This is a genomic window from Streptomyces chartreusis NRRL 3882, from assembly GCF_900236475.1.
GTDB classification, from domain to species: Bacteria; Actinomycetota; Actinomycetes; order Streptomycetales; family Streptomycetaceae; genus Streptomyces; species Streptomyces chartreusis_D.
On sequence record NZ_LT963352.1, the window covers coordinates 4,836,652 to 4,861,121 of the forward strand.

General features: G+C 70.9%; 28 protein-coding genes. 14 read left to right on the top strand and 14 right to left on the bottom strand.

Features of this window, described 5'->3' with window-relative positions; translation table 11 throughout:
* From SCNRRL3882_RS21790 to SCNRRL3882_RS21800, 3 genes are all read left to right on the top strand, one after another.
* A complete protein-coding gene (locus SCNRRL3882_RS21790) occupies window positions 1-738 on the top strand; it encodes a trypsin-like peptidase domain-containing protein (RefSeq protein ID WP_010036297.1) in 738 nt (245 codons plus the stop codon).
* Between the two features lie 150 nt (window positions 739-888).
* On the top strand, window positions 889-1,896 hold the full coding sequence (locus SCNRRL3882_RS21795; RefSeq protein WP_029180933.1) for an NlpC/P60 family protein: 1,008 nt from the start codon (window positions 889-891) through the stop codon (window positions 1,894-1,896).
* A gap of 245 nt (window positions 1,897-2,141) precedes the next feature.
* On the top strand, window positions 2,142-2,861 hold the full coding sequence (locus SCNRRL3882_RS21800) for a phosphatase PAP2 family protein (RefSeq protein ID WP_010036294.1): 720 nt from the start codon (window positions 2,142-2,144) through the stop codon (window positions 2,859-2,861).
* 107 nt (window positions 2,862-2,968) lie between these two features.
* Here SCNRRL3882_RS21800 and SCNRRL3882_RS21805 read toward each other — a convergent pair whose 3' ends face one another.
* Both SCNRRL3882_RS21805 and SCNRRL3882_RS21810 read right to left on the bottom strand, forming a co-directional pair.
* Window positions 2,969-4,513 carry an FAD-binding oxidoreductase gene (locus tag SCNRRL3882_RS21805; protein WP_010036293.1) on the bottom strand — a complete coding sequence of 515 codons (1,545 nt, stop codon included), beginning with the start codon at window positions 4,511-4,513 and terminating at the stop codon, window positions 2,969-2,971.
* 88 nt (window positions 4,514-4,601) lie between these two features.
* Window positions 4,602-4,772, bottom strand: coding sequence for a hypothetical protein (locus SCNRRL3882_RS21810; RefSeq protein ID WP_158688393.1), 171 nt, complete (start codon window positions 4,770-4,772; stop codon window positions 4,602-4,604).
* Between the two features lie 138 nt (window positions 4,773-4,910).
* On the opposite strand from SCNRRL3882_RS21810, the gene SCNRRL3882_RS21815 reads away from it, so the two are divergent.
* Together SCNRRL3882_RS21815 and SCNRRL3882_RS40990 are read left to right on the top strand one after the other, a co-directional pair.
* Window positions 4,911-5,759 carry a hypothetical protein gene (locus SCNRRL3882_RS21815; RefSeq protein ID WP_010036292.1) on the top strand — a complete coding sequence of 283 codons (849 nt, stop codon included), beginning with the start codon at window positions 4,911-4,913 and terminating at the stop codon, window positions 5,757-5,759.
* Between the two features lie 91 nt (window positions 5,760-5,850).
* The gene (locus SCNRRL3882_RS40990; RefSeq protein WP_162501108.1) at window positions 5,851-6,021 is read left to right on the top strand and encodes a hypothetical protein; all 171 of its coding nucleotides are present in this window, start codon (window positions 5,851-5,853) and stop codon (window positions 6,019-6,021) included.
* Between the two features lie 7 nt (window positions 6,022-6,028).
* On the opposite strand, the gene SCNRRL3882_RS21820 is transcribed toward SCNRRL3882_RS40990, so the two are convergent.
* A complete protein-coding gene (locus tag SCNRRL3882_RS21820; RefSeq protein ID WP_029180932.1) occupies window positions 6,029-6,415 on the bottom strand; it encodes a metal-sensitive transcriptional regulator in 387 nt (128 codons plus the stop codon).
* A gap of 203 nt (window positions 6,416-6,618) precedes the next feature.
* On the opposite strand from SCNRRL3882_RS21820, the gene SCNRRL3882_RS21825 reads away from it, so the two are divergent.
* Both SCNRRL3882_RS21825 and SCNRRL3882_RS21830 read left to right on the top strand, forming a co-directional pair.
* Window positions 6,619-7,239 carry a DUF47 domain-containing protein gene (locus tag SCNRRL3882_RS21825; protein ID WP_010036288.1) on the top strand — a complete coding sequence of 207 codons (621 nt, stop codon included), beginning with the start codon at window positions 6,619-6,621 and terminating at the stop codon, window positions 7,237-7,239.
* Between the two features lie 7 nt (window positions 7,240-7,246).
* Window positions 7,247-8,245 (top strand): inorganic phosphate transporter, encoded by a 999-nt coding sequence (locus SCNRRL3882_RS21830; RefSeq protein ID WP_010036287.1) that lies wholly within the window; start codon window positions 7,247-7,249, stop codon window positions 8,243-8,245.
* Window positions 8,246-8,362: 117 nt separating this feature from the next.
* On the opposite strand, the gene pstB is transcribed toward SCNRRL3882_RS21830, so the two are convergent.
* From pstB to SCNRRL3882_RS21865, 7 genes are all read right to left on the bottom strand, one after another.
* On the bottom strand, window positions 8,363-9,139 hold the full coding sequence (pstB, locus tag SCNRRL3882_RS21835) for a phosphate ABC transporter ATP-binding protein PstB (protein WP_010036285.1): 777 nt from the start codon (window positions 9,137-9,139) through the stop codon (window positions 8,363-8,365).
* A 44-nt stretch (window positions 9,140-9,183) separates the two neighbouring features.
* Window positions 9,184-10,242: a phosphate ABC transporter permease PstA gene (pstA, locus tag SCNRRL3882_RS21840; RefSeq protein ID WP_010036283.1), complete on the bottom strand. Its 1,059-nt coding sequence runs from the start codon at window positions 10,240-10,242 to the stop codon at window positions 9,184-9,186.
* On the bottom strand, window positions 10,239-11,240 hold the full coding sequence (pstC, locus tag SCNRRL3882_RS21845; protein ID WP_010036281.1) for a phosphate ABC transporter permease subunit PstC: 1,002 nt from the start codon (window positions 11,238-11,240) through the stop codon (window positions 10,239-10,241). Before pstC ends, pstA begins: the two co-directional genes overlap by 4 nt.
* 105 nt (window positions 11,241-11,345) lie before the next feature.
* Window positions 11,346-12,467 (bottom strand): phosphate ABC transporter substrate-binding protein PstS, encoded by a 1,122-nt coding sequence (pstS, locus tag SCNRRL3882_RS21850; RefSeq protein WP_010036280.1) that lies wholly within the window; start codon window positions 12,465-12,467, stop codon window positions 11,346-11,348.
* Between the two features lie 240 nt (window positions 12,468-12,707).
* The gene (locus tag SCNRRL3882_RS21855) at window positions 12,708-13,187 is read right to left on the bottom strand and encodes an NUDIX hydrolase (RefSeq protein WP_010036274.1); all 480 of its coding nucleotides are present in this window, start codon (window positions 13,185-13,187) and stop codon (window positions 12,708-12,710) included.
* Window positions 13,184-14,308 carry a CHAD domain-containing protein gene (locus SCNRRL3882_RS21860; protein ID WP_010036273.1) on the bottom strand — a complete coding sequence of 375 codons (1,125 nt, stop codon included), beginning with the start codon at window positions 14,306-14,308 and terminating at the stop codon, window positions 13,184-13,186. The genes SCNRRL3882_RS21855 and SCNRRL3882_RS21860 overlap by 4 nt, the downstream gene beginning before the upstream one ends.
* The gene (locus SCNRRL3882_RS21865; protein WP_086012479.1) at window positions 14,289-16,655 is read right to left on the bottom strand and encodes an RNA degradosome polyphosphate kinase; all 2,367 of its coding nucleotides are present in this window, start codon (window positions 16,653-16,655) and stop codon (window positions 14,289-14,291) included. The genes SCNRRL3882_RS21860 and SCNRRL3882_RS21865 overlap by 20 nt, the downstream gene beginning before the upstream one ends.
* Before the next feature lie 152 nt (window positions 16,656-16,807).
* Between SCNRRL3882_RS21865 and SCNRRL3882_RS21870 the strand changes: the two genes are divergently transcribed.
* The 6 genes from SCNRRL3882_RS21870 to SCNRRL3882_RS21895 all read left to right on the top strand — a co-directional run bounded on the left by SCNRRL3882_RS21870 (window position 16,808) and on the right by SCNRRL3882_RS21895 (window position 22,278).
* Window positions 16,808-17,350 carry an RNA polymerase sigma factor gene (locus tag SCNRRL3882_RS21870; RefSeq protein ID WP_010036262.1) on the top strand — a complete coding sequence of 181 codons (543 nt, stop codon included), beginning with the start codon at window positions 16,808-16,810 and terminating at the stop codon, window positions 17,348-17,350.
* A complete protein-coding gene (locus SCNRRL3882_RS21875; protein ID WP_010036260.1) occupies window positions 17,347-18,183 on the top strand; it encodes a hypothetical protein in 837 nt (278 codons plus the stop codon). Before SCNRRL3882_RS21870 ends, SCNRRL3882_RS21875 begins: the two co-directional genes overlap by 4 nt.
* Window positions 18,180-19,040, top strand: a complete 861-nt coding sequence (locus tag SCNRRL3882_RS21880; RefSeq protein ID WP_010036258.1) for an ABC transporter ATP-binding protein — start codon at window positions 18,180-18,182, stop codon at window positions 19,038-19,040. Before SCNRRL3882_RS21875 ends, SCNRRL3882_RS21880 begins: the two co-directional genes overlap by 4 nt.
* A complete protein-coding gene (locus SCNRRL3882_RS21885) occupies window positions 19,037-20,554 on the top strand; it encodes a hypothetical protein (protein WP_010036256.1) in 1,518 nt (505 codons plus the stop codon). Before SCNRRL3882_RS21880 ends, SCNRRL3882_RS21885 begins: the two co-directional genes overlap by 4 nt.
* A complete protein-coding gene (locus tag SCNRRL3882_RS21890) occupies window positions 20,542-21,189 on the top strand; it encodes an ABC transporter (protein WP_158688392.1) in 648 nt (215 codons plus the stop codon). The genes SCNRRL3882_RS21885 and SCNRRL3882_RS21890 overlap by 13 nt, the downstream gene beginning before the upstream one ends.
* A gap of 144 nt (window positions 21,190-21,333) precedes the next feature.
* Window positions 21,334-22,278 carry a LysR family transcriptional regulator gene (locus tag SCNRRL3882_RS21895; RefSeq protein WP_010036251.1) on the top strand — a complete coding sequence of 315 codons (945 nt, stop codon included), beginning with the start codon at window positions 21,334-21,336 and terminating at the stop codon, window positions 22,276-22,278.
* Window positions 22,279-22,281: 3 nt separating this feature from the next.
* On the opposite strand, the gene SCNRRL3882_RS21900 is transcribed toward SCNRRL3882_RS21895, so the two are convergent.
* On the bottom strand, window positions 22,282-22,458 hold the full coding sequence (locus SCNRRL3882_RS21900) for a DUF397 domain-containing protein (RefSeq protein WP_010036249.1): 177 nt from the start codon (window positions 22,456-22,458) through the stop codon (window positions 22,282-22,284).
* Window positions 22,455-23,285: a helix-turn-helix domain-containing protein gene (locus tag SCNRRL3882_RS21905; protein ID WP_102515021.1), complete on the bottom strand. Its 831-nt coding sequence runs from the start codon at window positions 23,283-23,285 to the stop codon at window positions 22,455-22,457. The genes SCNRRL3882_RS21900 and SCNRRL3882_RS21905 overlap by 4 nt, the downstream gene beginning before the upstream one ends.
* A 214-nt stretch (window positions 23,286-23,499) precedes the next feature.
* Between SCNRRL3882_RS21905 and SCNRRL3882_RS21910 the strand changes: the two genes are divergently transcribed.
* Window positions 23,500-23,775, top strand: coding sequence for a hypothetical protein (locus SCNRRL3882_RS21910; protein WP_010036246.1), 276 nt, complete (start codon window positions 23,500-23,502; stop codon window positions 23,773-23,775).
* A 4-nt stretch (window positions 23,776-23,779) separates the two neighbouring features.
* On the opposite strand, the gene SCNRRL3882_RS21915 is transcribed toward SCNRRL3882_RS21910, so the two are convergent.
* Together SCNRRL3882_RS21915 and SCNRRL3882_RS21920 are read right to left on the bottom strand one after the other, a co-directional pair.
* Complete coding sequence (locus tag SCNRRL3882_RS21915) at window positions 23,780-24,178, bottom strand: hypothetical protein (RefSeq protein ID WP_010036245.1); 399 nt, start codon at window positions 24,176-24,178, stop codon at window positions 23,780-23,782.
* The gene (locus SCNRRL3882_RS21920) at window positions 24,175-24,462 is read right to left on the bottom strand and encodes a hypothetical protein (protein ID WP_029180929.1); all 288 of its coding nucleotides are present in this window, start codon (window positions 24,460-24,462) and stop codon (window positions 24,175-24,177) included. The genes SCNRRL3882_RS21915 and SCNRRL3882_RS21920 overlap by 4 nt, the downstream gene beginning before the upstream one ends.
* Window positions 24,463-24,470 lie beyond the last annotated feature (8 nt).

The window sequence follows — 24,470 nt, forward strand, 5'->3', positions numbered from 1 at the left end:
ATGAAGCGCGTCCTGTCCCTCGCCGTGGTCCTTGTCGCCCTCACCTCCGCGTCCACCGCGGTGGCCGACGACGGGGCCGGGCCCCTCGGTGTGACCGTCACCGCGGGGGCGGTCGCGGGGAGCGCGCGGGTCGGGGTGCTCGTCCCGGCCGGCCGGGCGGCCCACCCGGCCGGTGCCCACTTCTGCACCGCGTCCGTGGTGCGGGCGCCGTACCGGAATCTCGTCGTCACCGCGGCGCACTGCCTGGACGGGCGTGGGGAGCTCGTGTTCGTGCCCGGGTACCGGAACGGCCGTGCGCCCTACGGGGTGTGGAAGGTGAAGCGACGGTTCCTGCCCCATGGGTGGGTCGAGGGGCGGCGGGAGGACAGTGACGTGGCGTTCGCCGTGGTCGCGCCGCGGGGCGGGAAGGGAGTCGAGGACGTCGTCGGTGGTTACCGGTTCGCCACCGGTACGGCGACGGGGGCGACGGCCGTGACCCTCACCGGATACCCCGACTCCCGCGAGACGCCCGTCAGCTGCACCAACAAGCCGACCGTGCACAGCCCCACCCAGCAGCGCATCGTGTGCCCTGGATTCACCGGCGGCACCAGCGGGAGTCCCTGGGTGAACGGCGACGGGCAGGTCGTTGGGGTCCTCGGCGGCCATGACGACGGCGGGACGACCCCCGACGTGTCCTACAGCGTGGTGCTCCGCGCGGAGGCGGAGCGGCTGTACCGGGAGGCGGCGGGTGACCCGTGACGGGGCCGTGCGCCGGTTGCCCCCGGTGTGCCGCCCCGTGCTGTCGGCTGTTCCCCTTTCCGCCCCGACTCTCCTCCCCGTGATCATTCCGGCCTTCGGCGGCCCCCTCTACACTGACCAGGCGACGGACTCCTGGCCGGCGAGGGGCGGTTGACGGTGCGTAAGGCATGGATCGTGGCGACTGTTGCGATCAGCTCCGCCCTGGCCTTCGTGATGCTGCTCGTCGTCGGGGTCTACATCGTCGCCGGAAACCTGGTCAACGGGGTCGGCGGTGGGGCGAAGGCGCTGGCCAAGGGGTCGGTGCCCGCCGCGTACTCGGCCCTCGTGCAGAAGTGGGGCAATCTCTGCCCCGCCATCAGCCCGGCCCTGCTCGCCGCCCAGCTCTACCAGGAGAGCGGCTTCAACCCCAGGGCACAGAGCCACGCCGCCGCGCAGGGGATAGCGCAGTTCATCCCCGGCACCTGGGCCTCCCACGGCATCGACGGCGACGGCGACGGCGACCGTGACGTGTGGGACCCGAAGGACGCGATTCCCTCCGCCGCCTCGTACGACTGCGAACTCGCGTCGTACGTGAAGAAGGTTGGCGGGAATCTGACCGAAAACATGCTGGCTGCATACAACGCGGGGGCGTACGCGGTGATCAAGTACGGGGGCGTGCCGCCGTACACCGAGACCCGGAACTACGTGAAGCGGATCACGACGCTCTCGGAGAGCTTCGCGGCGCCCGTCGGGCGGGTCGACCCCTCCGAGCAGGCCGCCGGCGCCATCGAGTACGCGCAGAAGAAACTCGGCACGCCCTACCTCTGGGGCGGCACCGGCACCGCTGAGCAGGGCGGACGCTTCGACTGCTCGGGATTGACCCAGGCCGCCTACGAGACCGTCGGCATCAAGCTGCCGCGCGTCGCCAACGACCAGTACAACGCCGGGCCGCACCCCGCGCGGGACGAACTGCTCCCCGGAGACCTCGTGTTCTTCTCGGACGACCTCACCAATTCGCGTGCCATCCGGCATGTCGGCATTTATGTCGGAGGTGGGTACATGATCGACGCGCCGCGAACGGGTGCGGTGATCCGGTTCGACCCGATCGACACCCCCGACTACTTCGGGGCCACCCGGGTCACCGAAGATGGCGCGAAAGCACTGCCGACGACGGTGTGAGCCGTGCGTGAACCCACCCCCTGAGCTGCAAAGACGTGTCTCTCTTCGATAACGTCTGCGTGATCATTCGGTGGAGTGTGGAACGTATCGACGGGGACCATGCGTTCCTGGTGACGTAGCCGAGCAGACGTAAGTCGGCACGTGTCACGGACGCGTGCAGCGGAAGCGGATCTACAACCACGGGGGTGGCAGGAGCGGCGCACACTCAGGTGCGCCGGGAGAGACGACGAAGGGGCCGCAGCATCATGGCTGGACTCGCCGAATCCGGGTCGAACCCCGACGTCGACCTGCTCTATGACATCAATGGCCTGGCCAAGGACGCGCCGCCGTGGTTCGACCGGGTCATGGAGTTCGTCGGCGAGTACGGGTTGTTGTTCGCCATCGTCCTGCTCGTGCTCTGGTGCTGGTGGTCCGTGCGGCGCCGGGGCGAGGAGGACGCGGCGTCCTCCGTCGCGGCGCTGGTCTGGGCGCCGCTCGCGGCGGGTATCGCCGTGCTGGTCAACGTGCCGATACGGGGGTTCGTGGAGCGGCCCCGGCCGTTCCTCGACCATCAAGGGCTCGAGGTGCTCGTCGCCGGCAAGACCGACTACTCGTTCGTGAGCGACCACGCGACGATCGTCATGGCGATGGCGGTCGGACTGTTCGTGGCGAACCGGAAGTTCGGGCTGGTCGCATTGGTGCTGGCCGTGTTCGGCGGGTTCATTCGCGTCTACATGGGTGTGCACTACCCGACGGACGTCGTGGGTGGGTTCGCGCTGGGGACGGCTGTGGCACTGCTGTTGTCCCCGGTGGCGATGGCGCTGTTGACGCCCGTCACGCGGGCGATCGAGCGGTCGCCTCGGGTGGGGTGGCTGGTGCGGGCTCGTGGGCGCGGGGGCGTCGGTGACGGGTCGGACACGGTGGTTCCTGGGACGCGGAGTGAGCGGGCCGGGGCCGGGGCGTCCGAGCGGGACCTCGCTGCGTAGTTCTCGGCGGTTGTGCGGGAGCGGGGTGCCTCCCCGGGGCTCTCGGCTTCGCTCGAGCAGGGGGGACCCCCAACGCCCACCCGGCCGCCCGACTGCCCGCAGCTAGGTCAGAGCGCCTGCGGGTACGTGAAGAAGCGCGTGGGGTCGTATTGCTTCTTCAGTTTCTTCAGGCGGGCCGCCGCGTCGCCGTAGTACGCCTCGCGCCAGTTGGTGAGGGTCGGGTCCGTGTAGTTCTGGTAGGCCGCGCCTGAGGCGTACGGGCGCATGGACTTGTGGGCGGAGGCCAGCCAGTCCCGGGCCGTGGCGCCCGTCGTGCCCGGGCGCCAGGCGGCGATGTACTGGGCCAGCATCCGGGAGCGGCGGTGGACGAAGGCCGTGGACGTCGGGGAGACACGGTTCACCGCTCCGCCGAGGGCCGTGAGGGCGATGCTGCCCGTGCCACCGCGTACCGACCTGATCTGGGACAGCAGCGTGCGGATACCGGCCGCCGAGAGGGAGCGGTCGAAGAAGTCGGACGCCGCGGCGTACGTCTCGCGGCCCAGCGCGCCCTTCGGGGAACGGCCCGGGGTCGAGCCGGGCAGATGGCACTGGGCGTCCGTCGGGAACGAGGAGCAGCCGGCGTACACCTCCATCGACTCCTCGTACGAGCGGCGCCGCAGGGAGACGCTGCTCGCCGATGCGCCGACGCGGTCGGCGAGGCGGTCGACCGCGTTCTGGAGCTCGCCGTAGGTGCCGAGGGAGAAGGCCGCGACGGAGACGGTCGGGTTGCCGCCGGCGGCGTTCGCCAGGTGGAGGGACGACCAGATCTCGTCCGGCTGCGCGGGGCCCCACTCCTGCCAGGCCTTCACCACCGCGGCCGCCTTCGACCCCGGCCAGGACAGGTACGCCGAGACGCCCTGCGGGGCCGGGTGGGTCGTGAAGTGCAGTTCCGTCACGACGCCGAAGTTGCCGTTCCCTGCGCCGCGCAGGGCCCAGAAGAGGTCCTTGTGCTCGCGGGCGCCCGCGGTGAGCTGCTTGCCGTCCGCGGTGATCAGGGTGGCCTGGGTGAGGCTGTCGCAGGTCAGGCCGTAGGCGCGGGAGACCACGCCGTGTCCGCCGCCGAGGGTGAGGCCGGAGACGCCGACGGTGGGGCAGGAGCCGGCGGGGATCGTCACGCCCTTCGCGGCGAGCGCGCGGTAGACGTCGATGAGTTTGGCGCCGGCGCCGATCACCGCGGTGTTGCCGGAGGCCCGGACGCGGTTGAGTTTGGAGACGTCGATGATCAGGCGCCCGTCGCCGGAGGACCAGCCGGCGTAGGAGTGGCCGCCGTTGCGGATCGCCACGCGCAGGGCGTGGCTGCGGGCGTAGGCCAGGGCGGTGCGGATGTCGTCCGGGTGGGACACGTACGCGACCGCGGCGGGCTTGAGGGTGTCGAAACGGGTGTTGTAGAGCTGCCGGGCCGTCTTCCAGTCGGCGTCGCCCGGGCGGACGAGGGGGCCGTCGAGGTCGCGCGCGAGGGCGGACCAGTTGGCGGCGGTGGTTTTCGTGGCGCTGGTTCTGGCGGTGGCCGTGGTCCTGGAGCGGGTGTCCGGTGTCGTGCAGGCGGCGGTGAGCGGGGTTGCGGTCGCGGCGATGCCCGCCGTGCCGACTGCGAGGAATGTACGCCGTTCCATGGGGCCTCCCGGTGGTTCCGTCGTGGGAGACGGGGTGGCGAGGGTGAGGGTTCCATGCGGACCCCGTCGCCCCGGTGAGACGACCGGGTCAGCCGACCCGGTGGTTCTCCGCGTCCGTGCGCGCCATGCTTCTCGCCCTTCTGGCCGGCCCGCGCCAGCCGCAGGTGCAGTGGGCCATGCAGAAGCGGCCCTTGTCCTGTGTCGTCGTGCGGTGTTCCGGGAGGTTGGGGGGAGGTTCCAGCCCGTCCTGCTGCGCCACGGCGACCACGTTACCCAGCGCGGGTAAAGGCTTCGTATACCGACTCCCGCGGGCTCGCGTGACGGGCTCACATACCGGTCGTTAACCGGAACAACAAGGGGGCCCGTGACGGACGTACCGGCTGGGGGTAGGCAGGCGATGACTGGGCGGCAGCGGGAACGGCGGCACAGGCGGACGGGCGCGGCGGTCGTCGCGGCCGTCGTCGTGGCCGGGGTGGGGCTGGGGGCCGGAGGGTGCGCCGGCGGTGACGCGGTGGCCGGCGATGCCCGCGGCGGGGACGCGGTCGTCGTGCTGCACCGGGCCGCGGACCGGCTGGCGGAGGCGGGGAGTTCGAAGGCCCGTACGTCGATGGAGATGGCGACCGGCGGGACGCGGGTGACCATCCGGGGCGCGGGGGTCTACGACTACCGGAAGCGGATGGGGCGGCTGAAGGTGCTGCTGCCGCAGGACCCCGCGGGGGCCACCGAGCGCCGGCCCATCACCGAACTGCTCGCGCCGGGAGCGCTCTTCATGAAGAACCGGGGCGCCGGTGTGCCCCCGGACAAGTGGGTGCGGGTGGACACGCGGACCCTGCCCGACGGCAACCTCGTCACCGGCGGGGCCACCGATCCGTTCGCGGCGGCCGAGGTGCTGCGCGGGACGCGGTCGGCGACGTTCGTGGGCCGGACCGAGGTCGCGGGCACCGGGGTGCGCCACTACCGGGGCACGGCGGATCTCGGCGCTGCCGCGAAGAAGGCCTCCGGCGGCAACAAGGCGCCCCTGAGCGCGGCGGCGAAAGGGTTCGCCACGGCCGAAGTGCCGTTCGACGTCTACCTCGACGACGAGGGACGGATCCGCAAGGTCCGGCACCGGTTCAGCTTCGTGGGCGGGCAGAAGAGCCCCGTGGCCGTCGCCTCGACCACGTTGCTCTACGATTTCGGGGCCTCGGTGCGCGTACGACTGCCGGACACCGACGACATCTACGCGGGCAAGATCGCCGAGGAGTGACCGGCGCGAACTAGCCCGTCCGTGCCATGCGCGGTGTGTAGGCCGCTCCCTACTCTAGGAAGTCGGTAACGGCAGAGATGAGGTGATGCACGTGGCTCCGGTCGGCGGTACGGCAGTTCAGGACCACGTGGCCCTCGCCGAGATCGAGCTGTGCGGAGAGCTGATCATCGCGGCCTCGGCCGCCCACGAGGAGCGGCTCAGCCTGGAGAGCATCGACGAGGTGCTGAAAGTGGCCGAGGAGCGCGACTCCTCCCGGGACTGAGGCGGGCTCAGGTCCGCAGCATGCGCGCGATCGCCTGGGTCGCCTCCTTGACCTTCGCGTCGATCTCGTCACCGCCCTTGAGGGCCGCGTCGGCGACGCAGTGCCGCAGATGCTCCTCCAGCAGCTGGAGGGCGAAGGACTGCAGGGCCTTGGTGGAGGCGGAGACCTGCGTGAGTATGTCGATGCAGTAGACGTCCTCGTCGACCATGCGCTGCAGGCCGCGGATCTGGCCCTCGATCCGGCGCAGGCGCTTGAGGTGTTCGTCCTTCTGCTTGTGGTAGCCGTGCACGCCCCGGTCGTGGTCGGTCACGACGTCCGCGTCGGCGGTGACATCCGCTCCGGCGGTGACATCCGCGACATCCCCGGCATCCGTGACGTCGGTCACGTCCGTCATCGCGTCCTCCTGGTGAGCAGTGAGCCGACATATACCCCTAGTGGGTATATGGTATCGAACTTTGCTGGGTATACGGCCCTTGGACCGCCCCCGTGCTCATCACTGTGCCTGATGGGCGACACTGGTGGGCGGCCCGATAGCCGTGGCCGGATGATGCGCCTAGCATCAGCCTGACCGAAACCGAAGCAAGCCGAGGACCCCACGTGCGATTTCGTCTGACCCCCAGGGAGACGAGCTTCTACGACATGTTCGCCGCGTCCGCGGACAACATCGTCACGGGCTCGAAACTCCTGATGGAACTGCTCGGGGCGGACGCTTCCGCCCGGGCCGAGATCGCAGAGCGTATGCGGGCAGCGGAACACGCAGGTGACGACGCCACGCACGCGATCTTCCACCAGCTGAACTCCTCGTTCATCACGCCCTTCGACCGCGAGGACATCTACTCCCTCGCCTCGTCCCTCGACGACATCATGGACTTCATGGAGGAGGCCGTCGACCTGGTCGTCCTCTACAACGTCGAGGAACTGCCCAAGGGCGTCGACCAGCAGATCGAGGTACTGGCGCGCGCTGCCGAACTGACGGCCGAAGCGATGCCGCACCTGCGGACGATGGAGAACCTCACCGAGTACTGGATCGAGGTCAACCGGCTGGAGAACCAGGCCGACCAGATCCACCGCAAGCTGCTCGCGCACCTCTTCAACGGCAAGTACGACGCCATCGAGGTCCTCAAGCTCAAGCAGATCGTGGACGTGCTGGAGGAAGCGGCGGACGCGTTCGAGCACGTGGCGAACACGGTGGAGACCATCGCCGTCAAGGAGTCCTGAGCCCTTCATGGACACCTTTGCTCTGGTCGTGACCATCGCGGTCGCGCTGTTCTTCACGTACACCAACGGCTTCCACGACTCGGCGAACGCGATCGCCACGTCCGTGTCGACGCGGGCGCTGACGCCGAAGGCCGCGCTGGCCATGGCCGCGGTGATGAACCTCGCCGGTGCGTTCATGGGATCCGGGGTCGCCAAGACCGTCAGCGAGGGACTGATCCAGACGCCCGTGGGGTCGAAGGGGATGGGGATCCTCTTCGCCGCGCTGGTGGGTGCGATCGTCTGGAACCTCATCACCTGGTACTTCGGGCTGCCCTCTTCCTCCTCGCACGCGCTGTTCGGCGGCATGGTGGGGGCCGCGCTCGCCGGTGGGACGACGGTCTACTGGCACGGGGTGCTGGAGAAGGTCGTCATCCCCATGTTCATCTCCCCGGTGGTCGGCCTGCTGGCCGGTTACCTGGTGATGACCGCGATCATGTGGATCTTCCGCAAGGCCAACCCGCACAAGGCCAAGCGCGGTTTCCGGATAGCCCAGACCGTCTCGGCGGCCGGGATGGCGCTGGGGCACGGTCTCCAGGACGCGCAGAAGACGATGGGCATCGTGGTGATGGCGCTCGTCATCGCCGATGTCGAGGACTACGGCGACCCGATCCCGGTGTGGGTGAAGATCGCCTGTGCGGTGATGCTGTCGCTGGGGACGTACGCCGGCGGGTGGCGGATCATGCGGACGCTGGGGCGGAAGATCATCGAGCTGGATCCGCCGCAGGGCTTCGCGGCGGAGACGACGGGGGCGTCGATCATGTTCGCCACGGCGTTCCTGTTCAAGGCGCCGATCTCCACGACGCACGTCATCACTTCGGCGATCATGGGCGTCGGGGCGACGAAGCGGGTGAACGCCGTGCGGTGGGGCGTCGCCAAGAACATCATCCTGGGGTGGTTCATCACGATGCCGGCCGCCGCGCTGGTGGCCGCGGCGTCGTACGGGATCGTCAGTCTGGCGTTTCTGTAGCCGGAGCAGAACCACCGCGTACGCGAACGGGCCCGCCCCTGGGAGTAGGGGCGGGCCCTTTTCGGCCTCGCGATGGCACCGCCATGCAGCACCGCGAGGGGTCTCGGCGAGGGTGGCTCAGCCGAAGCGGCCGGAGATGTAGTCCTCCGTGGCCTGGACCGACGGGTTGGAGAAGATGCGCTCCGTGTCGTCGATCTCTATGAGCTTGCCGGGCTGGCCCACCGCCGACAGGTTGAAGAACGCCGTGCGGTCGGAGACCCGCGCCGCCTGCTGCATGTTGTGCGTCACGATGACGATCGTGAAGCGCTCCTTCAGCTCACCGATCAGGTCCTCGATGGCGAGGGTGGAGATCGGGTCGAGGGCGGAGCAGGGCTCGTCCATGAGCAGGACGTTCGGCTCGACCGCGATCGCCCGCGCGATGCACAGCCGCTGCTGCTGACCGCCGGAGAGGCCGGAGCCGGGCTTGTTCAGGCGGTCCTTGACCTCGTTCCAGAGGTTGGCGCCCTTGAGCGACCGCTCGACGATGTCGGAGAGCTCGCTCTTGTTGTAGTTGCCGTTCAGCCGCAGCCCCGCCGCCACGTTGTCGAAGATCGACATGGTGGGGAACGGGTTCGGCCGCTGGAACACCATGCCGACCTCGCGGCGCACGGACACCGGGTCGATGCCCGTGCCGTAGAGGTCCTCGTCGTCCAGGAGCACCTTGCCCTCGACCCGGCCGCCCGAGGTCACCTCGTGCATCCGGTTCAGCGTGCGCAGGAACGTCGACTTGCCGCAGCCGGACGGGCCGATGAACGCCGTCACCGAGCGCGGCTCGACGGTCATCGAGATGTCCTCGATCGCCTTGTGGGAGCCGTAGTAGGCGGTCAGTCCGCTCACGTCGATTCGCTTGGCCATGATTACTTCACTTCCAGACAGTCAGATCAGTCGCTGTGGCCGCGTCAGCGACCGGTCTTCGGGGCCTTCCAGCGGGCGATCCCGCGGGCCACCAGGTTCAGGATCATCACGAAGGCGATCAGGGTGAGGGACGCCGCCCAGGCGCGGTCGTACGCCGTGACCTCGCCCGATCCGTACTGCTGGTAGATGTACAGCGGGAGCGACGCCTGCGCGCCCTCGAAGGGGTTGGCGTTGATGAACTTGCTGCCGAAGACGAGCAGCAGCACGGGCGCGGTCTCACCGGCGATGCGGGCGATGGCCAGCATGATGCCGGTGGTGATGCCGCCGATCGACGTCGGCAGGACCACCTTCAGGATGGTGCGCCACTTGGGCACGCCGAGCGCGAGAGAGGCTTCGCGCAGCTCGTTCGGGACGAGCTTGAGCATCTCCTCCGTGGAGCGGACGACGACCGGCATCATCAGGATCGCGAGGGCGAGTGACCCGGCGAAGCCGAAGGGCTCCATGTCGAACATCAGCATGAGGCTGAGGATGAACAGGCCGGCGACGATCGACGGGATGCCGGTCATGACGTCGACGAAGAAGGTGACGGCCCGGGCGAGGTTGCCGCGCCCGTACTCCACCAGGTAGATCGCGGTGAGCACGCCGATCGGCGCGGCGATCAGCGTGGCGAGGCCGACCTGCTCCAGCGTGCCGAGAATGGCGTGGTAGATGCCGCCGCCCGTCTCCGAGTCGGCGACCACACCCATCGAGTGGGTCAGGAAGTAGACGTCGAGGACCTTCACGCCGCGTTGGACGGTCGACCACACCAGCGAGGCCAGCGGCACCACGGCGAGCAGGAAAGCGACCCACACCAGCGAGGTGACCACGCGGTCCTTGGCCTGGCGGCGGTTCTCGACCCGGGCCGCGATGACGTACGTACCGAGGACGTGCAGGATCGCGGCGATCAGCGCCCACTGGACGCTGCTGTGCAGGCCGGCGGCGGCGCTGATGCCGAGTCCGAGGGCGACGGATCCGGCGGCGATGGCCCACGGAGCCCACTTGGGCAGGTGGCCGCCGCGCAGGGTACTGGGCCGCTTGGGGGCGAGGGAGGATGTGGTGCTCATGCGTTGGCCCCCGAGTACTCCTTGCGGCGGGCGATGATCGCGCGGGCCGCGCCGTTGACCAGCAGGGTGATGACGAACAGGACCAGACCGGAGGCGATCAGCGCGTCACGGCCGAACTCGGTGGCCTCGCTGAACTTGCTGGCGATGTTCTGGGCGAAGGTGCCGCCGCCCGGGTCGAGCAGGCTGGTGTGGATCAGGAAGTCGGGCGAGAGCACGGTGGCGACGGCCATCGTCTCGCCGAGGGCGCGGCCGAGGCCGAGCATCGAGGCCGAGATGACGCCGGAGCGGCCGAAGGGGATCACCGCCATGCGGATGACCTCCCAGCGCGTGGCGCCGAGCGCCAGGGCCGCCTCCTCGTGCATCTGCGGGACCTGGCGGAAGACCTCGCGGCTCACGTTGGTGATGATCGGCAGGATCATGATCGCGAGCAGGATGCCCACGGTGAGCATGGAGCGCGCGGCGCCGCCCTGCCAGGAGAAGATGCCGGTCCAGCCGAGGTAGTCGTTCAGCCAGCCGAAGAGGCCGTTCATGTGCGGGACGAGGACCAGGGCGCCCCACAGGCCGTAGACGATGGACGGCACGGCGGCCAGCAGGTCGATCACATAGGCGATGGGGCCGCGCAGCCGGCGCGGGGCGTAGTGAGTGAGGAACAGCGCGATGGCGACCGAGACCGGGACCGCGATGACCATGGCGATGATCGAGGAGACGATCGTGCCGTAGGCCAGGACCGCGATGCCGAAGACCGGCGGGTTGACACCGGTGTTCCACTCGAAGGTGGTCAGGAAGTTGCCGTCGTCCTTGCTGATGGCGAGGACGGCACGGTAGGTGAGGAAGCCCGCGATCGCGGCCATGATCAGCAGCAGCAGAATGCCCGAGCCACGGGACAGACCGAGGAAGATCCGGTCTCCGGGTCGGGTGGCGCCACGGGCCGCGCGCTTCTGCTCGGCCGTGGGCGGCTGCGTGGGGGGAGGTGCGTCAGCTATCTGTGTTGTGTCCATCGGGTTCTCCGGTCTGCGGAACCGCACGTGCTGTGCGGCCCTTGGCGGCGGTGCACCGGACGGTGCGGTCCGGTCTCCCGCGGGGAGATCCGGACCGCACTCAGGTCAGCTCAGGCTCTCGACGGTCGTGCGAACCTTGCCGATGATCTCCTCGGGCATGGGCGCGTAGTCGTTCTCGGCGAGGATCTTCTGGCCGTCCTCCGAGGCCGCGTAGCGCAGGAACGCCTTGACCGCGGGCAGGGTCTCGGCCTTGTTGCCCTTGTCGCAGACGATCTCGTACGTCACCAGGACCATCGGGTAGGCGCCGTCGGCCTTGGTCCCGTAGTTCAGCTTCAGGGCGAGGTCCTTGCCGGTGCCGACGACCTTGGCCTCCGCGATCGCCTTGGTGGCGTTCTCGACGGTCGCCTCGACCGGCTTGGCGGCGCCGGTGTCGATGGCGACGGTCTTGATTCCGTCCTTGGCGTACGACAGCTCGAAGTAGCCGATCGCGCCGGCGGTCTGCTTGACCTGCGCGGCGACCCCGGAGGACTGCGGAGCGGACTGGCCGCCCTTGGCCTGCCAGGCCTTGCCGCCCTCGTAGGGGAAGTCCTTCTTGGCGGTGGCGATCAGGTACTTGGTGAAGTTGTCCGTGGTGCCGGACTCGTCCGAGCGGTGGAACGCCTGGATCTTGAGGTTGGGCAGCTTCGCGTCGGGGTTCAGCTTCGCGATCGCCGGGTCGTTCCAGTTGGTGATCTTGCTGTCGAAGATCTTGGCGATCGTCGACGAGTCCAGGACGAGCTTGTCGACGCCCGGGACGTTGTAGCCCACGGCGATCGGGCCGCCGACCATCGGCAGGTCGATGCCCTGGCCGCCGGAGCAGATCTTCTTGGAGGCCTCGACCTCTTCGGGCTTCAGCGCCGAGTCCGAACCGGCCCAGGGGACCTGGCCCTGCGTGAACGCGGTGACACCCGCACCGGAACCGCCGGCCTTGTAGTTGATCTCCACCTTGCAGGCCGCCGAGAACTGCTTGACCCACGCGTCGACCGCGTTCTTCTGCGCGGAGGAGCCGTCGGCGAGCACCTGGCCCGAGGCGTCGTCACACTTGATGTTGCTCGGGGCGGCGGCGTTGGAGGAGCCTCCGCCCGGGTTGCCGGTCTCGTCGGAGCCGCACGCCGTGAGGGCCAGGGCGCCGGAGACGGCGAGAGCACCGAGAGCGAGGGCCCGCCGGTTCATGCGCTGAAGCTTCACTTGAGTTCCTTCCAGGAGCCGCCGTCCTGAATCGGCGGCGTGCGAAGTCTGGTGACGCTGGACGAGGCCGCGCACGGCAGGCGCGGCTCGCTATCTGGTACGGCCGAAATTAGGCAGATCAGGTGAAGGCGCCGATGGCCAGACATGAACGACGGGTGAACCCCTGCCGACGGTGTGGTTAGGTCACGGAATGCTTACGGGGAGAGCACGTGAGGGTTCCGCTTTCCGAAGCTGAGGGGTTCAGTCCGCTTCCGGCCGGTTCGGTCCGCTCTCCCGGCCGGTTGTGGCCGGTTCTGACCGGTTCAGCACGGCGAGCAGCGCGTCGACCAAGGGGCGGTCGTGGGGCTGGGTCAGGCGGGCGCGGGCGGCGACAGGTGTCAGCCACAGCACCCGGTCCACCTCGTCCGTCGGGGCGAACGCGCAGGACCTCGCCTCGGCCGCCCAGTAGCGGACCTGCTTGGGGCGGCCGTTCGCCAGGTAGCGCTGGGTGGGCAGCTCGGCGCCCGGCTCGGCCCGGCAGCCCGTCTCCTCGGCCACCTCGCGCAGGGCGCCGGCAAGCGGCTCCTCGTCCCGCTTCAGCTTGCCCTTCGGCCAGGACCAGTCGTCGTATTTCGGCCGGTGCACGAGGCAGAGCTCCAGCCCGCCGGTGACGGGGGAGCGGCGCCACAGGACACAGCCGGCCGCCTGGACGGTGGTGTCCTCGGGGGAGCCGGAGCTCACCGGGTGCTCACCGCCTCCGCCTCCTTCTGCCAGGCCTGCTGGAAGGCGAAACGTGCCGCCTCCACCTCGTGCCGCTGGTCGGCGTGGAGGACGCCGAGGGCGTATGCAGTGGCCGGGGCGATCCGTGGGGTACGGGCCGCCTGGGCCGCCGCTGCCGCCGCCTCCGAGGCGTCACGGTGGCGGTTCAGGGCCTGGCCGGCGGAGAGCAGGCGCAGGTCGACGACGGCGTTGCCCTTGGGTCCGCTGACGGCTTCGCGGGCGTAGCGGTGCAGGCGCAGGAGCAGGCGGACCTGGTGCCAGGGGGCGTCCTGCGGGTGCGGGACCGTGTCCGGGGACAGGCCGTGGATGAGGGCGGCGGCGTTGTACGGATGGCCCGCGGTGATGAGGGGGAGGGCGGCTACGGCGTCGGTGAGGCGGTCCTTCGCGGCGGTGGCCAGGGGGCGGAGGTCCGCGGTGGCCGCGGCTGGGGTCAGGGGGACCTCGCTGGCCAGGACGGCGACCTTGTCCGCGATGGCGTGGAAGCGGCTGGAGCCCATGGCTTGCAGGGCGGTGGAGTGGGCTCGGGTGCGGGCCAGTGTCAGTTGGCGGTCGAGCAGGGCGCCTGCCTTTGCTGCGCCGACTGTGAGGTTGCCGCGTTCTGTGGTGCTGGTCGGGGGGGTCCGCAGCCCGGCGTCTCGGGGTGCCGCTGTCCTGGGGACGGGTGCCGCCCCGGCGGCACGACCGCCCGCAGCCGAGTCGGCGGTCTGGGACGGGAGCGCTGTCGAACCCGACAAGCGGTGCAAGGCGTTCAACAGGCGTTCCAGGCGGGCCGTGTACGCGTGTTCCATGGCCAGCGTGCCGGACACCCAGGCCAGTTCCGGGCGCATGCCCTCGCACCAGTCCGTGTCGAGGAGGGACTGGAACGTGTGCAGGGTGGCGCTGATGCGGCGGGCCGAGCGGCGTAGCGCGCGGGCCGCCTCGACGGGCCCCTCCGCGCCGTTCGCCCCGGAGCCGGTCTCCCGGTGCAGGCGCAGCGCGCGGAGGAACTCCGTGGCCTGGGCCCGCAGGTAGCCCGCGAGGGTGTCCCCGGTGGGGGAGGGCCCGGCCAGGGGGTCCGTCGGGTCAAGGTGTCGCTGTGCCACGCCGGCGCCTCCGGGCGTCTATGAGCATCTCCTGGACGTTGCGCAGGGGCTGGCCGTCCGCGTCGGTCGCATGCCGGGTCCAGTCGCCGTCCGGGCCGAGGTGCCAGGAGGCGGTGGCGTCGGACATGCCGGTCTCCAGCAGCCGGTTCAGGGCCGCCCGGTGCGCCGGGTCGGTGACCCGGACCAGGGCCTCTATCCGGCGGTCGAGATTGCGGTGCATCATGTCGGCGCTGCCGAACCACACCTCGGGCTCGCCGCCGTTGCCGAAGGCGAACACCCGTGAGTGCTCCAGGAAGCGGCCGAGGATGGAGCGGACCCGGATGTTCTCCGACAGGCCCGCCACGCCCGGGCGCAGCGCGCAGATGCCGCGCACCCAGACGTCCACCGGCACGCCCGCCTGGGCCGCGCGGTAGCAGGCGTCGATGACGGCCTCGTCGACCATCGAGTTGACCTTGATCCGGACGTACGCGGGCCGCCCGGCGCGGTGGTGCTGGATCTCCTTGGTGATCCGCGAGACCAGGCCGTCGCGCAGCGACTTGGGGGCGACGAGCAGACGGCGGTAGGTCTCTCGGCGCGAGTAGCCGGAGAGGCGGTTGAAGAGGTCCGAGAGGTCCGCGCCGACCTGCGGGTCGGCCGTGAGCAGGCCGAGGTCCTCGTAGAGGCGGGCCGTCTTCGGGTGGTAGTTGCCGGTGCCGACGTGGCTGTAGCGGCGGAGCGTCTCGCCCTCCTGGCGGACCACCAGCGACAGCTTGCAGTGGGTCTTCAGGCCGACCAGGCCGTAGACCACGTGGCAGCCGGCCTCCTCCAGCTTGCGCGCCCACTTGATGTTGGCGTGCTCGTCGAAGCGGGCCTTGATCTCGACCAGCACGAGGACCTGCTTGCCGGTCTCGGCGGCCTCGATGAGGGCGTCGACTATGGGGGAGTCGCCCGAGGTCCGGTACAGGGTCTGCTTGATCGCGAGGACGTCCGGGTCGCCGGCCGCCTGCTCCAGGAAGGCCTGGACGGAGGTGGAGAACGAGTCGTACGGGTGGTGCAGCAGGACGTCCCGCTCGCGCAGCGCGGCGAAGATGTCCGGCGCGGACGCCGACTCGACCTCGGCGAGGTCGCGGTGGGTGCCGGCGACGAACTTGCGGTACTTCAGCTCGGGCCGGTCGAGGGAGGCGATCCGGAACAGGCCCGTGAGGTCCAGCGGGCCCGGCAGCGGGTACACCTCGGCCTCGCTGATCTTCAGCTCGCGCACCAGCAGGTCCAGGACCTCGCGGTCGATGGACTCCTCGACCTCCAGGCGCACCGGCGGCCCGAAGCGGCGCCGCATGAGCTCCTTCTCCAGGGCCTGGAGCAGGTTCTCGGCGTCGTCCTCCTCGACCTCGAGGTCCTCGTTCCGGGTCAGGCGGAAGGCGTGGTGCTCCAGCACCTCCATCCCCGGGAACAGCTCCTCCAGGTGGGCGGCGATGACGTCCTCGATGGGGACGTAGCGGCCCGGGGAGCTCTCCAGGAACCTCGACAGCAGCGGCGGCACCTTCACGCGGGCGAAGTGCTTGTGGCCCGTGACCGGGTTCCGTACGACGACGGCCAGGTTCAGGGACAGGCCGGAGATGTACGGGAAGGGGTGCGCCGGGTCGACCGCCAGGGGCGTCAGGACGGGGAAGATCTGGTGCCGGAACAGGGTGAACAGGCGGGCCTGCTCCTTCTCCTGGAGCTCGCTCCAGCGGACCAGGTGGATGCCCTCCTCCGCGAGTGCGGGGGCGACGTCCTCGTGGTAGCAGGCGGCGTGCCGGGCCATGAGCTCCCGGGAGCGGGCCCAGATCATCTCCAGCACCTCGCGGGGCTGGAGGCCGGAGGCGGAGCGGGTGGCCACGCCGGTGGCGATGCGGCGCTTCAGGCCGGCCACCCGGACCATGAAGAACTCGTCCAGGTTGCTGGCGAAGATCGCGAGGAAGTTGGCCCGCTCCAGCAGCGGCGTGTTCGGGTCCTCGGCGAGTTCGAGAACGCGCTCGTTGAACGCGAGCCAGCTGCGCTCCCGGTCGAGGAAACGTCCCTGGGGCAGCTGGACGCCGTCGACCTGCGACTCCTCGTACGCGTCGAGGTCCGCGTCGATGTCGGGTTCGAGGTCGGAGACGGCCGCCGCGATGGTGTGAGGGCGGTGGGCTGCTATGGAGCCCACGGAGGGCTGCGCGTGCTGGACCTGTGCCTGGGTGTTCGGCTGGCTCATGGCCCCATTCTTCCGCGCCGCGAGCATCACGGGCGCGTCGGAGAGCGCGGGCGGGAGCGGGGGCGTCACATGAGTGTTCCCGTTCCCCCCAGGCCCCTCTTGGGGCGGTGAAGGCTCTGGCACGGCGGGAGTCATTGGCCGAGCCTCGCAAGCTCGTCTGAATCGATGGTTACGGAGACATGACGTGTGGGATAGCGGGGGGCGGCTCGCGGGGGTGCGTCCGGTGCCGGCGGAAAGTCGGGCGTGCTTTCGTGAACCGGTCGAACGGGGTCGTCCGATGAGGAGACGTGAGCGAAACGAGAAGCGACGGGGAGCTGCTGCGGGCCGTTGCCGCGGACGCCGACCGGCGGGCCTTCGAGGAGCTGTACCGGCGGTACGCGCCGTGGCTCCGTGCCCGGCTGCGGGGCCGGTGCGCCGACGCGGGTGTCGTCGACGACGTCGTACAGGAGACGTTCCTCGCGGTGTGGCGGGGCAAGGCCCGCTACCGGGAGGAGGGCGATGTGGCCGGGTGGCTGTGGCGCATCGGGTCGCGGCGGCTGGTGGACGCGCTGCGGGGTGACGGGGCCCGGGGGCGGCTGCGGCAGGCGCTGGCGCGGCTCAGGCACCGGGACGAGGTGTCGGCGGAGGAGCGCGTGCTCGCGGGGGTGGAGCACGGGGACCTCGCGGGCGCGCTGGTCCGGCTGTCGCCGGAGCTGCGGGCGGTGTTGCAGGCGACCGTCATCGACGGGCTCTCGACCCGGGAGGCGGCCGTGCTGCTGGGGATTCCGCCGGGGACGGTCAAGACGCGGGCGATGCGGGCCCGCAAGCAGTTGCGGGAGGCGTTGGCATGAGCTGGCATGTGCCTGAAGAGGATCTGCGCGCCTACGCGCGCGGCGAGCTGGCGGCACCGGCTCTGTGGTCCGCCGACACGCACCTGGGCGCCTGTGCCGCGTGCCGGGGCGTGCTCGCCGAGGTGAGTGATCCGGTCGCGCTCGACGCGGGGTGGGAGCGGCTCGACGCCGAGCTCGACGCGCCCCGGGCAGGGGTGCTGGAGTCGCTGTTGGTGCGGGCCGGGGTCGCCGGGCACACCGCGCGGCTGCTGGCGGCGGCGCCGGTGCTGCGGCGGTCGTGGCTGGGGGCCGTCGTCGCCGTGCTGCTGCTGAGCGTCGGGGCGGGGCACGCCGTGCGGGGCGGGGAGTTCCCCACGCTGTTCCTCGCGCTCGCGCCGCTGCTGCCGCTGGCGGGGGTGGCGCTGTCGTACGGGCCCGCGCTGGATCCGGCGTACGAGATGGCCGTCGTCGCGCCGATGCACGGGTTCCGGCTGCTGATGATCCGGACGGTGGCCGTGCTGGGCGTGGTGCTGGGGCTGAACGGGCTCGCGACGCTCGCGCTGCCCGCGTACGGGCTGCATGCGCTGGCCTGGTTGCTGCCCGCGCTCGCGCTCACCGCGACCGGGCTGGCGCTGACGCCCCGGCTGGGTCCGGTGCTCGCGCCGTCGCTGGTCGGCGGGGCGTGGGTCGGGCTGCTGGTGCTGGCCGACGCCCTGCGGGCGGACCCCGGGCTGCCGCTCGCGCCGTTCACCGTCGCCGGGCAGGGCGTGGCGGCCCTGGTCGCCGCGCTCGCCGCCGGGCTGCTCTTCCTCCTCCGTGACCGCTTCGATCTCTTCCAGGGACGTGCCGTATGACTCCGACCGTGTCCGCCTCCGGGCTCAGCCTCCGCTACGGCGGCACCCGGGCCCTCGACGACGTGTCGCTGCGGCTGACCGGCGGCGTCACCGGGCTGCTCGGCCCCAACGGCGCGGGCAAGACCACGCTGCTGCGGGTCCTCGCCACGGCCCTGCCCGCCGACCGGGGTGCCTTCACCGTGCTCGGGCACGACCCGGGCACCGCGCGGGGCAGGCAGGAGGTACGGCGCCGGCTGGGCTATCTGCCGCAGACGCCGGGGTTCCACCCGGACTTCACCGCCTTCGAGTTCGTCGACTACGTGGCGATCCTCAAGGAGATGACCGACCGGGCAGCCCGGCACCGCGAGGTGCGGCGGGTGCTCGACGAGGTGGGGCTGGCCGACGTACGGGGCAAGCGGATCCGCAAACTCTCCGGCGGGATGCGGCAGCGGGTCGCCCTGGGGGCCGCCCTGGTCGGTGATCCCGGCTTCCTGGTGCTGGACGAGCCCACCGTCGGGCTGGACCCCGAACAGCGCATGCGGTTCCGGGAGCTGATCGCGGGGGCCGGGGAGGGGCGCACGGTGCTGCTCTCCACCCACCAGACCGAGGACGTGGCGATGCTCTGTCACCGGGTGCTGGTCATGGCCGGCGGCCGGGTCCGGTTCGAGGGCACTCCGGCCGAGCTGACGGCGCGGGCCGCGGGGCGGGTGTGGAGCAGCACGGAGCGCGATCCGGGCGCCAGGGCGGGGTGGCGTACGGGGACCGGGTCCTTCCGGAACGTGGGGGATCCGCCGGACGGGGCGGAGCTGCTCGAACCCACCCTGGAGGACGGCTACCTGCTCACCCTCGACGGTGACGCCGTGGAGGTGGCGGCATGACCGCGGTGGTGGAGCAGCCGGTCCGGCCCGCCGTGGAGACCGAGGCGGGCGGGGCCCGGGCCGCCGTGTTCGCGCTGGCCCTGTTCGAGACGCGCCGGCTGCTGACGAGACTGCCGGTGGTCATCGCCTTCCTCGTGTACCTGGGCTGGACCGTGTGGCGCAGCGGGAAGGCCTGGGGCGGCTACCCGGCCCTCCAGGACGCCGACCGGGCCACCCAGAGCGCGCCGATGCTGGTCGGTCTCGCGGTGCTGCTGGCCGTCAACCGCGCCGCGCTGCGCTCGTGGCGGCACGGGACGGAGCAGCACTTCGCGGTGCTGGTCCTCCCGCCGTGGCGGCGTACGGCCGCCCATGCGCTGTCGGTCGTGGCCGTGGCCCTGCTCACCGCCGGGTGCGTGGCCGCGCAGTTCGGCTGGGAGGCGCTCAGGCCCGGGGCGATCGGGCACGGTTCGGTGGCCGAACTGCTCGTGGGGCCGCTGACCGTGCTGCTGTCCGGGTTGGCCGGGCTGCTCATGGCCCAGCTGGTGAGGTCGGCGCTCGCCGCCCCGCTGACGGTCGTGTTCTTCCTGTTCCTGTTCCTCTTCGGCACGGGCGCTGGCGACGGCGTGACCCGGTGGCTCGTGCCGGTGGTCGGCGAGTCGACCTCCAACACGCTGCCGTCCGACCTGCTGGGCCGGCCCGCCGCCTGGCACGCGCTGTATCTGGCCGGGCTGGCGCTGTGCGCGGGCCTGGTGGCGGTGCTGGTCGCCGGTGGCCGTAAGCCGGTGGTGGTGGCCGGGGTCGCCGGGGCGGTGGCCATGACGCTGGTGGGCGGAGTGGCCCAGGCCGGCGGCGACTCCGCCGGGCTGGCGCGAGCCCGGGAGCGGGCCACCGTGCACCCGGAGCAGGTGCAGTCCTGTGTCCGGCGGGACGGGTCGACGTACTGCGCGTTCCCCGAGTGGGGGCCGCGGGTCGCGGACTGGGCCGGGGTCGTGGACCGGGTGCGGTCCCTGGCCGGGGGCGGCGCGCAGGAGCAGGACGTCGTCGTACGGCAGCGGGTCGAGGCCCGTTACGGGCTCTCCGGCGACGGTGCGCTGATGCCTCTGGAGCGGCCGCACGAGGTGACCGTGGGCACGCAGTGGGGCGGGAACCGCGTCCCCGAGTTCTCCGCCGCCGTGGCCGGCGTGCTGGTCGCGGGGGACGAGAAGGCGTCGACCTCGATGTGCGACGGCCGCATGGTCACCGTCATGTGGCTGGCCCTGGGCTGGGAGTCCGACCCGATGGCGGCGCTGCGCCGCGTCCGCCTCGACGACAGCGTGACCGGCTCGGCCTTCGTGCTCCAGCCGACGGACGGGATGTACATGACGGCCGCTCAGACGGAGGTGCTGCGCGAGCTGTTCGACCGGCCCCGGGGCGAGGTCACCGCGCGGGTGAAGTCCCACTGGGCCGAGCTGACCGCGCCGAAGGTGACGGCGGCCCGGGCGGCGCGGCTGCTGGGTGTGCGTGCGCCCGATGGGGACGACAAGTGCCTCGACTGACACGGGAGTTGGTCCTCCCCGTCTGCCGGACCCTGCCCCTGGGCGTGGTCGGCACGGCCGGCGGCGCGGGGTTGCTGCTCGCCGCGCTCCCCCGGATGACCGGCGAGACGGGCGAACGCCTCTCCCTGCACCTGCTGCGGGCCGCGGTCCTGGCCTTCGCGATGGGCCTGGTGTTCCTCCTGGACGACCCGGCCCGGCACACCACGGCCACCGTGCCGACCCCGCGCCCCGTCCGGGTCGCGCTGCGGGTGGCCCTCGCCGTCCCGGCCACGGCGGCCTGGTGGGTCCTGGCCCTGCTCCTCGTGCCGCCGGACCTGCGGCCGCCGGTCGCCGACATCACGCTGGAGGCCGGGGCGGCGTTCGCCCTGGCGGTGGCCGGTGCGGCGGTCACGGTGCGCTGCAGCGAGACGCCGCGGCCCGGCCCGCGGGTCGCGGCCGGCCTGCTGACCTCGGCGGTCCTGGTCATGCTGTTCTGGCCCGGCCGGTGGGCGCTGTTCGTCCCGGTGGAGGACGACCGGTGGCCGGCGGCGCACGACCGGTGGGCGGTGGTGCTGGTGGGGGCGGTGCTCGGGGGAGCGCTGGCGGCGGTGGAGCCGTTGCGGCGCCGGCGGTGGCGGCTGGCTGCGGGTGGGTGATCCTGGCGGGTGGTCCCCGGGGGGCTGATCCCGGACGGGGGCCCTGGGGGGGGCGACGCGCTTCGGCTACGGCTCGATCAGCGCTCCGGACACCGAGCCGGGGCTGCACCGCGTGCTCGGCGCATGAGATGGAAAGCTGTCGCCGTGGACCTCAAAGCCGTACGGGCCTTTGTCGCGATCGCCGACGCCGGGCAGTTCCAGAAGGCCGCCGTGGACCTGTCGCTCACCCAGCAGGCGGTCTCCAAGCGCATCGCCGCGCTGGAGAAGGACCTCGGGGTGCGGCTGCTGGTGCGTACGCCGCGTGGAGCGGAGCTCACCATCGACGGGCAGGTGCTCCTGCCGCACGCCCGGGCCCTCCTCCAGGCGGAGGAGCGGGCGGTGGCGGCCGTGCGCCCCGGGGAACGCGCGCTGCGGGTGGACGTCCTGGGTCGCAGGGCCGCCACCGCGGGGCTGGTACGGGACTTCCACCGGGCGCATCCTGAGATTCCCCTGGACGTCGTCACGCTCTTCGACGCGGACACGGCGGTGGCCGCCGTGCGGGACGGGTCCGTCGACGCCACGTTCCGTGCGGTCACCATGCCCGGGCGCCGGCTCCCCGACGGCATCGAGGCCGTCCCCGTCCTGGACGAGCCGCTCCGGCTGTGCGTCGGCCCCGACCACGAGTTCGCCCGCGCCGCCTCGGTGACACCCGCGCAGCTGGCTGGGCAGCGGATCTGGATGCCGGGCAACGCACCCGGCACGGAGTGGTCGGCCTACTACGACGAACTCGCCGAGACCTTCGGCCCGTCCATCGACACGATCGGCCCCAACTTCGGCATCGAGGCCCTCCTCGACACCATCGCGGGTTCCGCGACCCTGGCGACGTTCCTCAGCGAGCGGACCCCGCTCGTCTGGCCGGCCGACCACGACCTGCGCCTCGTCCCCGTGTGCGACCCGACCCCGGTCTACCCGCACTCCCTCCTCTGGCGCACGGACAATCCGCATCCCGGCCTGACGGCCCTCCGCGACCACCTGCTGGCGACGCGCCCGCGGTTGACGGAGGGGGAGGTCTGGAAACCGTCGTGGGCGAAGCGACCGGCCCGGCCCTGACAGTTACTCGGTGACGTACGTGAGGAACGACGCCCAGGGGCTTTCGCCGAACACGAGTATCGGGCCGTCCGGCTGTTTGCTGTCGCGGACGGGGACGACGCCGGGGTGTCCGTCGGCGACCTCCAGGCAGTTGTTGTCGCCCCCGTCGCTGTAACTGGACTTACGCCAGCTGAGCTTCATGATCTGTGCTCCTCCAGTACGTCCCTGATGAACGTCAGCGAGTCCGACGGGGACAGCGCCAGATCCCGCAGCAGATCGTAGGACAAACGGTGGTGCAGAACGTCCTCTGGATCGTCCATCAACAGACCGCTGCTGTCACCTTCCGTGTAGGCCACGGCACTGCCGTCCTCCTGCCACAGCAGGGTGAGTGACCCCTTTGCCATGAAGGGGTGGATGCCGGCGGAGAACGGCAGCACCTGGATGGCGATGCTGGGCCACTGAGCCGCGTCCTCGATGTGCTGCAACTGGCCACGCCACACCTCCGGGCTTGCGGAGGGACGGCGGAAGGCCAACTCGTCGATGATGAAACGGACGTTTGGCATTGGAGGCCTGCGCAGCAGGAGTTGCCGTCCCAGGCAGGCGGCCACCTGTTCCTCGATCGCCTCTGTGTCCTGAGGGTCCGTTGCCTGGGGGTCAGACAACACCTCACGGGCGAATTCCTCGGTCTGCAGCAGGCCAGGCACGTTCGGCGTGTACTTGTGCATGACCCGGGCCGTCGCCTCAAGCCCCATGAACCTCTTGTACTTGTTCTTGAAGGCGTCGAGCCGTGCCAACGCCCAGAGGCCCACCAATAGGTCGCCGGACCCGTAATAGCTGTCCAGGTCCCCCATGACCGCAATCTTGGACAGCCGCTCTCCCGATTCCAGGCGGCTCAGGTAGCTCTTGTCGTACCCGGTCTCGTCGGCCAACTGGCCCAGAGACTTGCCCTCCTTCTCCCGCAGGAACCGAAGGGTTCGTCCCAACACTGCCCGCCCCGATTCCCGCTCCCCGTCAACCACTTCGCCCACGTCACCCCTCACCGTTGCCTGGAGCGCCAGGCAACACCTGGCCCCTTCCGCAGCGTACGTGCGACCAGTGACCATGAGGGCACGAACGGTAATCACCGCTCGTCAAACCCCAAGTCCCTGCCCTGAGAAGGGATACTTCCGTGCGCCTGCGTATCGCTGAACTCTGCGAGTCGCCGCTCGTACGGCCGTACCTCGACACCGTGGAGGTCTCCGCATGAGGCTCCTCCCCTGGACCGGCACCGACGGCAAGCCCTGCTACCTCAGCACCGACGACCCGGACAGCCGCCTCTCACGGCTCGCCGATGACGTCGAGCAAGCTCAGCTCGCCTCCGCCGAACAGGTCCTGGCCGGCGCCGAGGCCGTACTCCGTGACCCCAAGGCCGGTGAACGCGCCGTGCATTTCGCGTTGGTGAGGGCCCTGGAGTCGCTGGGGGACGTGCTGCGCGTCGCGGTCAGCCGGGGTGAGCGCCTCCGCGAGGGCGATGGGTGACCCGTCAGTGGAAGCCGAGCATCCCGGGGGAGTCGATGTCGACGGTGAGGATGCCGGGAGGGTAGCCGCTCTCGTTGCCTGTAAGGATGATGGACATACCGCCGGTCTCCATGTGCGGTGTCGCGACATAGAGGGCGTGGCAGAGGTCGGGGCCACCCCAGCCGTCCCTGAACATCGCCCCGACCGTCGCTGCACCGGTCTGGTTCAGCGGGTCGACCATGACACCCGGCAGAGCGAGCACGTCACCGGCGACGCCCTTCTCCATGGACTCGGCATACATCAGGCACAGCGCCGGGATGTGCAGCCAGTCCCCCGGCGTGTGTGCGACGTTGTCGGCGAGGAGGTGGAGGGCACGGTGCCCCCGCACCAGGGCGACCACAGCGCTGGTGTCGAGGATGATCACGCGGCCTTGCCTCGCAGGTTGTGCATCTTCTCGGCGGCCACTGCGTAGATGTTGGCCAAGACGTCCGGCCCCTCGTCGAACTCCTCGTCCGTCAGCGTGCAGCCCATCCGCTCGCGGAGCACCTTTCTGGTGGCGGACACGCGTTCGGCGATCTGGGCCGCTGTGAGCTGCTCGGAGGCCAACTGCTCCACAAGTTGCCCAAGAGTCATCCCCCGCTCTTTGGCCACCTGCGCGAGATGGTCACGGGCCTCGCGTGACACCTGGATGGTCGTGTTGTCTGCCATGGGAACAC